Annotated in this window: 10 protein-coding genes; 8 read left to right on the forward strand and 2 right to left on the reverse strand. The window is 51.4% G+C overall.

Annotation, left to right across the window (positions count from 1 at the left end):
* Window positions 1-28: 28 nt before the first annotated feature.
* A complete protein-coding gene (locus NQ534_RS11825) occupies window positions 29-241 on the forward strand; it encodes a hypothetical protein (RefSeq protein WP_040781261.1) in 213 nt (70 codons plus the stop codon).
* On the forward strand, window positions 234-1727 hold the full coding sequence (locus tag NQ534_RS11830) for an alanine/glycine:cation symporter family protein (RefSeq protein WP_006859952.1): 1494 nt from the start codon (window positions 234-236) through the stop codon (window positions 1725-1727). Before NQ534_RS11825 ends, NQ534_RS11830 begins: the two co-directional genes overlap by 8 nt.
* Before the next feature lie 167 nt (window positions 1728-1894).
* Here NQ534_RS11830 and NQ534_RS11835 read toward each other — a convergent pair whose 3' ends face one another.
* Window positions 1895-2764 carry a DegV family protein gene (locus NQ534_RS11835; protein ID WP_040781264.1) on the reverse strand — a complete coding sequence of 290 codons (870 nt, stop codon included), beginning with the start codon at window positions 2762-2764 and terminating at the stop codon, window positions 1895-1897.
* A 226-nt stretch (window positions 2765-2990) separates the two neighbouring features.
* On the opposite strand from NQ534_RS11835, the gene NQ534_RS11840 reads away from it, so the two are divergent.
* The 4 genes from NQ534_RS11840 to NQ534_RS11855 all read left to right on the forward strand — a co-directional run bounded on the left by NQ534_RS11840 (window position 2991) and on the right by NQ534_RS11855 (window position 8434).
* Window positions 2991-3551 carry a TetR/AcrR family transcriptional regulator gene (locus NQ534_RS11840; protein ID WP_040781267.1) on the forward strand — a complete coding sequence of 187 codons (561 nt, stop codon included), beginning with the start codon at window positions 2991-2993 and terminating at the stop codon, window positions 3549-3551.
* Between the two features lie 196 nt (window positions 3552-3747).
* The gene (gene mgrA, locus NQ534_RS11845) at window positions 3748-4746 is read left to right on the forward strand and encodes an L-glyceraldehyde 3-phosphate reductase (RefSeq protein ID WP_040781377.1); all 999 of its coding nucleotides are present in this window, start codon (window positions 3748-3750) and stop codon (window positions 4744-4746) included.
* On the forward strand, window positions 4743-6878 hold the full coding sequence (locus tag NQ534_RS11850) for a glycogen debranching protein (RefSeq protein WP_006859956.1): 2136 nt from the start codon (window positions 4743-4745) through the stop codon (window positions 6876-6878). Before mgrA ends, NQ534_RS11850 begins: the two co-directional genes overlap by 4 nt.
* 32 nt (window positions 6879-6910) lie before the next feature.
* Window positions 6911-8434, forward strand: coding sequence for a 4Fe-4S dicluster domain-containing protein (locus tag NQ534_RS11855; protein WP_006859957.1), 1524 nt, complete (start codon window positions 6911-6913; stop codon window positions 8432-8434).
* Window positions 8435-9338: 904 nt separating this feature from the next.
* Here NQ534_RS11855 and NQ534_RS11860 read toward each other — a convergent pair.
* On the reverse strand, window positions 9339-10280 hold the full coding sequence (locus tag NQ534_RS11860) for a calcium/sodium antiporter (protein ID WP_040781380.1): 942 nt from the start codon (window positions 10278-10280) through the stop codon (window positions 9339-9341).
* A gap of 290 nt (window positions 10281-10570) precedes the next feature.
* Here NQ534_RS11860 and uxuA point away from each other — a divergent pair, with 290 nt between their 5' ends.
* Window positions 10571-11653, forward strand: a complete 1083-nt coding sequence (gene uxuA, locus NQ534_RS11865) for a mannonate dehydratase (protein WP_040781271.1) — start codon at window positions 10571-10573, stop codon at window positions 11651-11653.
* Window positions 11654-12331: a GntR family transcriptional regulator gene (locus NQ534_RS11870; protein ID WP_006859962.1), complete on the forward strand. Its 678-nt coding sequence runs from the start codon at window positions 11654-11656 to the stop codon at window positions 12329-12331. It begins immediately after the preceding gene.
* The last annotated feature ends 31 nt before the right edge of the window (window positions 12332-12362 follow it).

Raw genomic sequence — 12362 nt, forward strand, 5'->3', positions numbered from 1 at the left:
GTTGCCATGCATCCGTAGGGAGCTGCCGGTGGCAGGTGCAGTCGGCGGAAACGGAAGACTGTACTGCGGCGGTGTCCGCGCGCAGGGCGCATTCTTTTTGTGCCGGGGCTTTTCAGAAGGAGGCGGCTGCCTGGATATGCGGCGGCAACAGGCGGGACGGGTTGTACTGTTGCAGACGGCGTATACGGTACTGCGGCTGCAGATTATGAAAAAAGGAAAGAGGGAAAAACATTATGATTGAGGTAATTACCAATGTGAACAGTTTTGTAAACGGTCTTGTCTGGGGATGGCCGGCGCTGGTGCTTCTGGGCTTTGTCGGCGTGCTGATGACGTGTATGACCAAATTTTTCCAGATATCCCATTTCGGGCACTGGATGAAGCATACCATCGGTGCGATTTTCGGTGATAAGCACGTAACAAAGCACACGCAGGACCATTCGATATCGCAGTTCCAGTCGCTGTGTACCGCGCTGGCGGCCACGGTCGGCACCGGAAATATCGTCGGTGTGGCAGGCGCGATTGCAGTTGGCGGTCCGGGCGCGGTGTTCTGGATGTGGCTGATTGCTTTCTTCGGAATGATGACCAACTATTCTGAGAACGTGCTTGGTATCCTGTACAGACGGAAAAATACAAAAGGTGAATGGGCAGGCGGCGCCATGTATTATCTGCGCGACGGTCTGGGCAGCAAAAAGGGCTGCAAAACCATCGGCGTGGTTCTTGCCGCTCTGTTTTCCTGCTTCTGTCTGCTGGCGTCCTTCGGAATCGGAAACATGAGCCAGGTAAACAGTATGGTAACCAATGTATACACGGCATTCCATATTCCGCAGATCGTAACGGGAATTATCCTGTTTGTAGCGGTAGCGGCGGTAGTGCTTGGAGGTCTGAAGCGCATTGCCTCCATCACAGAGAAAATCGTACCGTTTATGGTAATCATTTATCTGTTAGGCACACTGGTTATTATTATTATGCACGCGGGTACGATTCCGGCAGTGTTTGCATCTATCTTCCAGGGAGCCTTCGCACTGAAGTCGGCTGCCGGCGGTGTGGTCGGCGCAGGTATTGCGATGGCGATGCAGATGGGCTTCAAGCGCGGTGTATTTTCGAACGAAGCCGGTCTTGGTTCTTCTGTTATGGTGCATTCCAGCTCCAACGTAAAGGAGCCGGTGCGCCAGGGAATGTGGGGCATTTTTGAGGTGTTTGCCGATACGATTGTTGTCTGCACACTGACGGCGCTGACTATTTTAAGCTCCGGCGCCATTGATCTGACGACGGGTGCCATGACGGAGGCGGCGGAGGCAGTCGGCTCCAGCTCTCTTATGAGTTATGCTTTTGAGCAGACCTTCGGACGTCCGGGCGCATGGTTTATTGCGATTGCGATTCTGCTGTTTGCATACTCCACGGTACTTGGCTGGAGCCACTACGGTTCGACTGCCTGCCAGTATCTGTTCGGGGAAAAATCCGTTACGGTATACCGCATCATTTTTGTGATTATCGTGCTGGCGGGTTCTGTTATGGAAGCGCAGCTTGCATGGGATATTTCTGATACCTTCAACGGAATGATGATGATTCCGAACCTTATCGGCGTGCTTGTTCTGTCGCCGGTCGTAATGAAATGCACAAAGAACTATGTGGACCGCCGTATACGCGGCAAAAAGGTAAAACCGATGCTTTCCATGTTCGAAGATATCCAGGCGGAGCAGGAGCGGTCACTCTCTGAAGATGACTGACAGAGTGATGCACGCGGCAGAGGCTGCGCAGCAGGAAGGCGGCTCTGCTGGAGAAAATTGATGATACATAAAATGCCAGGGGCACATGACCTCTGGCATTTTTCAGAATTACCGTTCTATATTTTTGCGCCGCACGGCTGGCATTTTACAGTCCGTGCCTCATACGACTACCGTTTTTCAATTCTTACCACGCCAGCGCCGGCGGCATTGATTCCGGTATGGCAGGCGATGCTGCAGGAGAGCGGACTGTAGCGGATATTGTAATCCGGGAAGGCATCCTGCACAGCCTGCCGCCAGCTTTCGGCATCCGCGGGATTTTCGAAGGTTCCGGCGGTCGCCACGACGAGCTGCCCGTGCGGGATATCGGAAAAACGTGTCCGGATATCGTTCTGCAACGCTTCAATCATTTTCTTTTCGCATAATTTCATCCCGCGCATTTTGGCAAAGGAATCCAGCTTGTCGCCCTGGATGGTGAGCACGGGCTTCAGGTTGATGACCGTTGCAAAAGCAGCGGCGGCGGGAGTGATTCTGCCGCCTTTTTTCAGATACTCCAGAGAATCCACGCTGATGTAGATGCTGGCGTCGTATGCGTGCCGCTCCAGCCGGTCTTTGATTTCTCTGCCGGTCAGCCCGCAGTCCGCCATATATTTTGCATCGAGAACCGACGTTTCCAGAGTGACAGAAATGCGGTGATTGTCCGCAACGTAAACCCTTCCGCCGTAATCCTCTGCGAGCGCGGCGGCATTGTGGCAGGAGCCGCTCAGTCCGCTGGACATGGGAATATAGACAATCTCGTCGTAGCCCGATGCAAGGATGGAATTCCAGAGATCCGTCACAAAACCGGGCGAGGGCTGGGAGGAGGAAATATCCAGATGACGGCGCATGGCGCGGTATAAATCATCGTGCGTGATGCTTTTATATTCCAGATACGTATCCTCTCCGATGACAACGGGCATGGGAATGATAAAAATGCCCAGTTCTTCTGCTTTTTCCAGGGAAATACCGCTGTTGGTATCGGTTAAAATGGCGGTTCGCATAAATGTTGTTTCCTCCATGTTTCACACAAAAATAGTGTACTTTGTTCCGGGTATTATGATACAATAAACGTGAGACAAGTGTATCATGTTGCCGTGGGCTTCGCAAGAACGCAATGTGAGACAATTTCCGGAAAAACGTATCAGATGTTACTGCGAAGGGAATAAACAGCAACTATCAGATGCAGCAGGGCGGTGGTCCGGCCGGACGTTGTCAGACGGAGGAGATATGGATAAAAGAACACAGGAGAACATGCGCGTAAAAATGTGCATTACCGATGCGCTGTTTGATTTGATGCAGGAGAAGAGTATTTCTGATATCACCGTGACGGAGATTATCCGCAGGGCAGGCGTGGCGCGGGCGTCCTACTACCGGAATTACGATTCGAAGGAGGACGTGCTGGTAACGCTGATACGGGACGTTCTGGAGCATTTCCGGCTGACGATGGATTATGACCTTGCCGATGGCATCACCCGTGAGCATGTGGCGCGCTGCTTCGCATTTTTTAAAGAGTTTGGAACGTATGCGCTGAATCTTTACAAATCCGGTTTTGCCGCGCTGATGCTGGAGGAGCTGAACCAGTTTCATGAAATGATTGCCGGCACGATGCCCGCCAGCTCCATTGAGCGCTATGAACTGTATATGTATATGGGCGCGCTGTTTAATACGGCGATGAGCTGGCTTCAAAGCGGGGCGAAGGAAAGTCCGGAGGCGATGGCGGAAATGTTCTGCCGCTGCGCGCGGGCGCATCCGCAAGTCAGGACTTTGCATTCACTGCAAAGTCCGTAAGAAAGTGATACAGGCGTGAGCAAATCCCATTCGCGGAGCGAATTTTAAATGGATTTGTGAATGTTACTGTGAACGACGTGAACAGTAGCACTTTTTCCTTACAGTTCCTGCCGCCGGAAGCATACAATTCTTGCAAATGCTATCCGGAAATGTTAAAATGAAAAAGCAATGTTATTTCAGAAAGGATGGTCGGATTATGTATACAGCATCGCCCGGACGTTACCAGTCCATGCCTTATCACCGCTGCGGAAACAGTGGGCTGAAGCTGCCGGCAATATCGCTGGGGCTGTGGCACAATTTTGGCGACACGGCTTCTTATGATAATATGAAGCAGCTCTGTTTTACCGCATTTGATAATGGGATTACTCATTTTGACCTGGCAAATAATTACGGTCCTGCTCCGGGCAGCGCGGAGAGCAATTTCGGACGTATTCTGAAAGAAAATTTCACGGCTTACCGCGACGAGCTGATTATCAGCACAAAGGCGGGGTACGATATGTGGGAAGGACCTTACGGAAACTGGGGAAGCCGCAAATATCTGCTGGCGAGTCTGGATGCGAGCCTCAGGCGCATGGGACTGGAGTATGTGGATATTTTCTATCATCACCGCATGGACCCCGGCACCCCGCTGGAAGAGACGATGGGAGCGCTCGCCCAGGCTGTTTTTTCCGGCAAAGCGCTGTATGCGGGGCTTTCTAACTATGACGGGGAAACGCTGGAGCGCGCATCCGCGATTTTGACGGAGCTGCACTGTCCGTTTATCATCAATCAGAACCGGTATTCCATTCTGGACAGGACGATTGAGCAGAACGGATTAAAGGAGACGTCAGCCAGACTGGGAAAGGGAATCATTGCTTTCAGTCCGCTGGCGCAGGGGATGCTCACCGGCAAATATCTGAACGGAATCCCGGCGGACAGCCGTATCCGGACAGACGGGCGGTTCCTTGGGGAAGCGGCGCTCACAGAGGAGCGGATGTCGCAGATACGGAAGCTGAACGCAGTGGCAGAGGAGAGAGGGCAGAGCCTTACGGAAATGGCGCTTAGCTGGATTCTGCGCGACGGCATTGTGACCAGCGTTCTTATCGGCGCATCCAGACCGGCGCAGATTCTGGAAAATATCCGCGCCGTGCAGAATACGTCATTTACGGAGGAAGAGCTGCGCAGGATAGATGGGACGATTGGAGACAGAGGATGAAATCATATACGCATAAATATACGCCGGAGTATCCGATCTCGGTAAGACCGATGGGGGAAATCGCCGGATTTCCGGTGCGTCCGGGCTCTTTTGAGATGAACGGAGCGACTGCGCTGCCGGTCGGCGTAAACTTTACCATTCATACACACGACGGCACTTCGGCGGAGCTTCTGCTGTTCCATAAGGGCGAGGACGAGCCCTATGCGGTGCTGCCGTTTCCGGAGGAATACAAAATCGGGGATGTGTATTCGATGGTCGTATTCGGGCTGGATATTGAAAAATTTGAATATGCCTACCGCATCGACGGTCCGTACCAGCCGGAAAAGGGGCTGCTGTTTGATAAAAACAAGATTCTGCTCGACCCGTATGCGCGTGCCGTCACCGGGCAGGGCGTATGGGGATGCCCAAGTGAGAACCACTACCATGCCCGTGTCGTAAAGGACGTTTTCGACTGGGGCGAGATGCGTCAGTCAGACCGGGAAATGAGCGATCTGATTATTTACGAACTGCATGTGCGGGGATTTACGAAGCACGAATCCTCCGGCGTGGAGCACAAGGGCACCTTTGCCGGACTGCGCGAGAAAATACCGTATCTGAAGCAGCTTGGCATTAACGCGGTAGAGCTGATGCCTATTTTCGAATTTGACGAGACTATGTCGGTACGGGAAGTGGATGGAAAACGTCTGCTGGATTACTGGGGATATAATACGGTCAGCTTTTTTGCGCCGAACAGCAGCTACGCGTCGACCACGGAATACAACCGGGAGGGCACGGAGCTGAAGGAGCTTATCCGGGATCTGCACAACAACGGCATTGAGGTGATTCTGGACGTCGTGTTCAACCATACGGCGGAGGGAAACGAACAGGGACCGTCCTTTTCCTTCAAGGGTTTTGACAATAAGGTGTATTATATGCTGACGCCGGACGGAAATTATTATAACTTCAGCGGCTGCGGCAATACGCTGAACTGCAATCATCCGATTGTGCGGCAGATGATTCTGGAATGTCTCCGTTACTGGACGATCAGCTACCGCGTGGACGGCTTCCGGTTTGACCTTGCAAGCATTCTGGGAAGACGGGAGGACGGTTCGCCGATGAACAATCCGCCGCTTCTTGAGCTGCTTGCGAATGACCCGGTGCTCAGCAATGTCAAGCTGATTGCGGAGGCGTGGGATGCGGGCGGCATGTACCAGGTGGGAAGCTTTCCGGCAAGCTGCCGGTGGGCGGAGTGGAACGGCAGATACCGCGATTCCATCCGCGGCTTTCTGAAGGGAGACTGCTGGGAGTGTGAGACGGCAGCCTGGAGCATCTGCGGTTCCGGCGATTTATATGGCGGATTTTATCAGGAGCACAACGGCCGCTATGCCGGCTATAACTCCTGCATCAATTTTCTTACCTGCCATGACGGTTTTACACTGTACGATTTGTATGCTTACAATGAAAAGCACAATGAGGGCAACGGCTGGGGCAACACCGACGGCAGCAATGATAACCGGAGCTGGAACTGCGGGGCGGAGGGAGAGACGGACGACCAGGCGGTGCTGGATCTGCGCTTCCGGATGATACGAAATGCCTGCGCCGTGCTGATGTGCAGCCGGGGAACGCCGATGTTTCTGGCGGGTGATGAATTTGGCAATACGCAGTATGGAAACAATAATGCATACTGCCAGGACAATGAAATTTCGTGGCTCGACTGGAGCCTTCTGGAGAAGAACCGGGACCTTTTTGAATTTTTCTGCTTTATGACGCATTACCGGCAGGAGCACACGGTCATCAGCCGGAAGCTGCCGGATGCTGTCTGCGGGATGATGGCGATGCATACGCACGAGACGGATGCGGATAAGGAAACTGTTCTGAATAATGACAGGGCATTCGGCGTCTGTTTTGCGGGCTATGACCGCAAAAAGGGCGGGGATGATATTGTTTATGTGGCGCTGAACACATACTGGGAGGACGTGACGATCACGCTCCCGAAGATAGGCAGCAACCGGGGCTTCTGGTATCTGAGCGTGAATACCGCCGGCGACGGAAGAGGCCGCTATTTTTACCGGAAAGAGGAAGAGGTAAGGATTAATCACGAGTTTGTTATGCGTCCGCGGTCTGTGGCTGTTTTTACGGGAAGGACGCTGTAAAATTAAAAGGAAAGAAAAGGGAGGAACATTTTATGAGAGGTGTTGAAACACGAATCAGGGAAATCCGTCACCGGATTTTCCGCGAAGTAGCGCGCATGGCGTACCATACCGAGTGGTCGGTGGAGAAGAGAATCGAGGAGCTGCCATACGAGATTATTCCGGGGGAAGTCGGCAATTTCCGGAACGACGTATTCCTGGAGCGTGCTATTGTGGGGGAGCGTCTGCGTCTTGCGATGGGACTTCCGTACCGCAGTGCGGCGGAGCATGCGCCGCTGTCGGATAATATTTCGGCGGCGGACAAGGCGGAGACGTATTATACGCCGCCTCTTATCAACATTATTAAATTTGCCTGCAACGCCTGCCATGAAAAGCGCGTGTTTGTGACGGACGGCTGCCGCGGCTGCCTTGCGCATCCCTGCGTGGAGGTCTGCCCGAAGGGGGCTGTGACGCTGGAGCGCACCAACGGGCGCTCGGTGATTGACCAGGACAAGTGTATCAAGTGCGGAAGATGCGCGGATGTGTGTTCCTATCACGCTATCATTGTGCAGGAGCGTCCGTGTGCGGCGGCGTGCGGTATGGATGCCATCCACACAGATGCAAACGGAAAGGCGGATATTGATTACGAAAAATGCGTATCCTGCGGCATGTGTCTGGTGAACTGTCCGTTCGGAGCGATTGCGGACAAGTCGCAGATTTTCCAGGTAATCCGTGCGATCCAGACCGGCGAGCGTGTTTATGCGGCGGTTGCGCCCGCGTTTGTCGGACAGTTTGGACCGAAGGTAACGCCGGGCAGACTGCGTGCGGCGATGAAGGAGCTTGGCTTTGCGGATGTCTTTGAGGTGGCGATCGGAGCGGATATCTGCGCGGTGCAGGAGGCGGAGGACTTTGTAAATGAGGTTCCCGAAAAGCTGCCGTTTATGGCGACCTCGTGCTGTCCGGCGTGGTCCACGATGGCGAAGAAGCTGTTCCCGAAGCATGCAAACTGCGTTTCGATGGCGCTCACCCCGATGACGCTGACCGCGCGTCTGATCAAGAATCAGAACGAGCGCGCGAAGGTCGTATTTATCGGACCGTGCGCGGCGAAAAAGCTGGAGGCTATGCGCAGCGATATCCGCAGTGATGTGGATTTTGTGCTTACCTTTGAGGAGATGGCGGGCATCTTTGACGCGAAGCATATTGATATCGAAACGATTCCGGAGGACCCGGAGGGCGTCAACGACGCTTCCACAGACGGACGTAATTTTGCGGTATCCGGCGGTGTGGCGCAGTCGGTTGTAAACGTAATCAAAGAAAAGTACCCGGATAAGGAAATTAAGATTGCAAATGCGGAAGGTCTGAAGGATTGCCGCAAGCTGCTCACAATGGCAACGAAGGGCAAATATAACGGCTATCTGCTGGAGGGTATGGCGTGTCCGGGCGGATGCGTGGCAGGAGCCGGAACCATGCAGCCTATTAAAAAATCACAGACGGCAGTAAATCTTTATGCTTCAAAAGCAAACCATAAGACGTCAAGCGAGACAGAAGCGGTCAAGGAGCTGGAGAAGCTGGTAGATTAAAAAGAAAAATTTAAGAAGAAATATACAGGCATGATAAAGAGCCACCCGATAACTGATTTCTTATCGAATGGCTCTTTATGAATTTGAGACTTCCATTGGACTGTACCTTCTCTTTCTGAGATTTTTCCTTTGGCGTTTTCGATTTTATCCTTTTATGAATCTGCTTTTTATACGTTTGTTTTTCCTGTATTCGCAGATTTTATTTTTCATAACTCAGATAAAATCTTTTCTATGGTATTTTTTTAAAAGGTTTTGTTCCTTTATTATTTAAAGAATGTCCTCCTTTTATTTTCTGGGAAACCGGATTCCTTTTCCACTTCTTTCTGTATGCTAAAGATTAATTTTTATTTCCAGAAAAACCGGCTTTTTTAAAATCTGCATTTCCACTTAGGAAACGAATCTTTTTCGAAGTACACTTTTTCTTTTTTTAAAACCAACCTTTTTCTGAGATTCTGCTTTCTGTGAAATCCACTTCCCATTTAAAGCTTTCTCTTTTAGAGAGTTCTTTAATTTTTAAAGGATTCTCTTCTTTAATTTTCTTTTTTTAAAAGGTTTTTATCCTTTGTCATTTATTTTTTTGAAAGGTTTGTTTCCTTTTCCGGTTCGTTTTTTTAAAAGGTCGATTTCCTTTTTGAGGGTGTTACTTTAAGTTTTCGGTGGTCCGTCCTCCTTATCTGTTGTTTTTGTATTTGTTTTTGTTGAGATTATAATAACAGATAAAGAATGGTTTGTCAACAGGAAAATTGAAAAAAATTAAAAAAAGTTTTTGAAGACAGATTAGAGTGACGGAATTGCATAAATTATCAGAAAATATTAAAAAGTACGGAATATAAAAATAGTTATAAAAATTCCTTCGGCGTGTCATGCGCCGAAGGATTCTGAGAAATGAACCTCTGCCGGTTTCTTATAAAAAGCTATATACACAGTATCCCGCATAAATCAGCAGCAGCGCAAGTCCCTGCAGGCGGTAGCCGCGTTTCTTTACGAAGAACGGCACCGTGAGCACCAGCATGACAGCCATTGAAACTGGCACATCGATGAAGGTGGTCTGACGATCTACCGCAAAGCCGGAGATAGTGGAGGGAATGCCGATGACAAGCAGCAGGTTTAAAAGGTTTGCGCCGAGCACGTTCCCCAACCCCAGGCTGGCATAGCCTTTGATGAGGGAGGTGATGGTGGTGACGAGCTCCGGCAGTGAAGTGCCGAGCGCAATAAAGGTGACAGCAATCACGCGCTCCGGTACGCCCAGATTTTCGGCAATGATGGTACCGTTGTCTACCAGCAGCCTTGCGCCGATAAACAGGGCAATGGCAAAAAATACCAGCATGAGCAGCGCTGTGGGCAGCGGGGTGTCATCCTCCTCCTGTTTCTGCAGGGATGCTTCCGCAGAACCACTTCCGGCAATCCGTATGTAGCCGATTGTGTAAATCACAAAGCCGGCCAGCAGGATAATCCCGGTCAGACGGGAAACGCCGCCGGTAAAATACTGCACAGCGAACAGGAAGATGCTGAACAGGAAAAACAGCCCCACGTTCCAGGTAAAGGACTTTTTGTCGATGCCCCTGGAGGGACGGCAGAGCTGGCTGATGCCGGCAATCAGCGCCGTGTTGCAGATAATGGAGCCGTATGCATTTCCGGTGCAGATGGAGGCGGAGCCGTTAAGCGCGGCGGTAGTAGACACGAGCACTTCCGGAAGGGTAGTGCCGATGCTGACAATAGTTGCGCCGACCAGGATTTCGGACATGCCGAGCCGTTTCGCAACGATGACCGCGTTATCGACAAATTTGTCGCCGCCGATGCAGATGATTGCCAGACCGAGAATAAACAGTATAACGGGAATAAGCATGGTGGATTCCTCTTTTCTTTTTTTAATAAAATTGCCTGCGGCTCTGAAATGGACAGACCGCAGGAATACCTTGTTTATTATAATAAGAAACGTATATTTTTGCAAGGGCTTCCGGGGTAAAATGTTTGTAAACGTTTGTAAAAAATAGACAAAAACAAAAGGCAAATTTCTACTGGTATACTAGTAGACAGTTGTGGACAGACAGGGAAGCAGTATGGTAAACTGATAGTATCAAACAGCAGTTGTTCAGAACGGCTGCGGAAAAATTACTGGAAAAGGAGAAAATAACTATGAAAATGACATTTCGCTGGTATGGCGAGGGACGCGACAACATCACGCTGAAGCAGATCAGACAGATTCCGGGGATGTCCGGACTGATGGGTGTGCTGGATGAGAAGGCTGCAGGAGAAGTCTGGGAAGAGGACGAGATCAAGGCTTATGTTGAGCATGTACATGAGGCTGGTCTTGAGTGCGAGGTTATCGAGAGTGTAAACGTACACGAGGATATCAAGATGGGACTTCCCACCAGAGACAAGTATATCGAAAATTACTGCACCACCATCCGCAATCTTGCAAAATACGGCGTAAAGGTAATTGTTTACAATTTCATGCCGGTATTTGACTGGCTGCGCACCGACCTGGCCCGCGTGATTCCGGAGGATGGCTCCAACAGTCTGTATTTCGATGAAAAAGAGCTGGGCGACATGACGCCGGTTGACATCGTGCGCAAGACGATCGAGGACTGCAACGGATTTTCTCTTCCGGGCTGGGAGCCGGAGCGTCTGGCGGAGCTGGAGACTACGCTGAAGCGTTACGAGTCCATCACGCCGGATGATCTGAGAGCAAATTACAAATATTTCCTGGACGGCATTATTCCGACCTGTGAGGAGTGCGGCGTGGTAATGGCATGTCATCCGGACGACCCGGCATGGCCGATTTTCGGTCTTCCGAGAATTGCTCACAGCCAGGAGGACTATGATAAGATTGTCGCTCTGCATGATTCACCGTGCAACACGCTCTGCCTGTGCACCGGTTCTCTGGGTTCCAATCCGGACAACGATATCCCGGCAATCATCCGTCACTTCGGCGAGATGAACCGCATCGGCTGTCTGCACGTGCGCAACGTAAAATACCTTGGCTACCACAAATTCCGCGAGGCGGCACATCTGTCCAGCGACGGAGACCTTGACCTGTACGAGATCATGAAGGCGGTATATGATACATGCCCGGATACCTACATCCGTCCGGACCACGGCAGAATGATCTGGGACGAGGTCGGACGTCCGGGATACGGTCTGTATGACCGTGCACTCGGCGCTACCTACATCAACGGTCTGTGGGAAGCAATCTGCAAGGAAAATAAGAACAAATAAATGCGTCTGCTGGAACGATATCCAAGGGAGAACGGAAGAGAATACGCGCTCCGCGTGATCAAAAATAATATCATCCGGCTGGAGCTTGCGCCGGGAAGCCGCGTCAGCGAGAAAAATCTTGCCGATGAAATGGGGCTTTCGCGCACGCCGGTGCGGGAGGCGCTGATCGAGCTTGCCAGGGGCGGAATCGTGGAAATTTATCCGCAGAGAGGCAGCGTGGTGTCGCTGATCGACTACTCGCTGGTGGAGGAGGCGCGCTTTATGCGCGGCGTCATGGAAAATGCGGTGATAAAGCTTGTCTGCGAAATGGCTTCGCCGGCGGATATTTTAAAGCTGGGGGAAAATCTGAAGCTGCAGGAATTTTATCTGGACAGCGCGGATAATGGCAGGCTGATGGAGCTGGATGACGAATTCCATAAGCTTTTGTTTGATATCGCGCAGAAGAGCCGGAGCTATCTGCTGATGCAGAATCTGACGCTGCATTTTGACCGTGTGCGCAACATGGCGCTCTCGGCGGTGAAGGAGCTGAAAATCGTGCAGGACCATCAGGCAATCGTGGAAGCCGTCCGCAGACACGATGCCGCGGAGGCGGGTGCTCTGATGGAGACGCATCTGTCCCGGTACCGGATAGACGAGGAAGCAATCCGCCGGAAATATGATGCAAAATTTTTTAAGTGACATTACAGCTTCCGGGTGCGCAGCAACCGGA

Source organism: Marvinbryantia formatexigens DSM 14469, from assembly GCF_025148285.1.
Classification (GTDB): domain Bacteria; phylum Bacillota; class Clostridia; order Lachnospirales; family Lachnospiraceae; genus Marvinbryantia; species Marvinbryantia formatexigens.

Excerpts from the sequence above, each read along its gene's own strand:
- mgrA (WP_040781377.1), top strand. The coding sequence starts at position 3,748 with ATGTATACAGCATCGCCCGGACGTTACCAGTCCATGCCTTATCACCGC.
- NQ534_RS11870 (WP_006859962.1), top strand. The coding sequence starts at position 11,654 with ATGCGTCTGCTGGAACGATATCCAAGGGAGAACGGAAGAGAATACGCG.
- NQ534_RS11850 (WP_006859956.1), top strand. The coding sequence starts at position 4,743 with ATGAAATCATATACGCATAAATATACGCCGGAGTATCCGATCTCGGTA.
- NQ534_RS11830 (WP_006859952.1), top strand. The coding sequence starts at position 234 with ATGATTGAGGTAATTACCAATGTGAACAGTTTTGTAAACGGTCTTGTC.
- NQ534_RS11855 (WP_006859957.1), top strand. The coding sequence starts at position 6,911 with ATGAGAGGTGTTGAAACACGAATCAGGGAAATCCGTCACCGGATTTTC.
- NQ534_RS11860 (WP_040781380.1), bottom strand. The coding sequence starts at position 10,280 with ATGCTTATTCCCGTTATACTGTTTATTCTCGGTCTGGCAATCATCTGC.
- uxuA (WP_040781271.1), top strand. The coding sequence starts at position 10,571 with ATGAAAATGACATTTCGCTGGTATGGCGAGGGACGCGACAACATCACG.
- NQ534_RS11835 (WP_040781264.1), bottom strand. The coding sequence starts at position 2,764 with ATGCGAACCGCCATTTTAACCGATACCAACAGCGGTATTTCCCTGGAA.
- NQ534_RS11840 (WP_040781267.1), top strand. The coding sequence starts at position 2,991 with ATGGATAAAAGAACACAGGAGAACATGCGCGTAAAAATGTGCATTACC.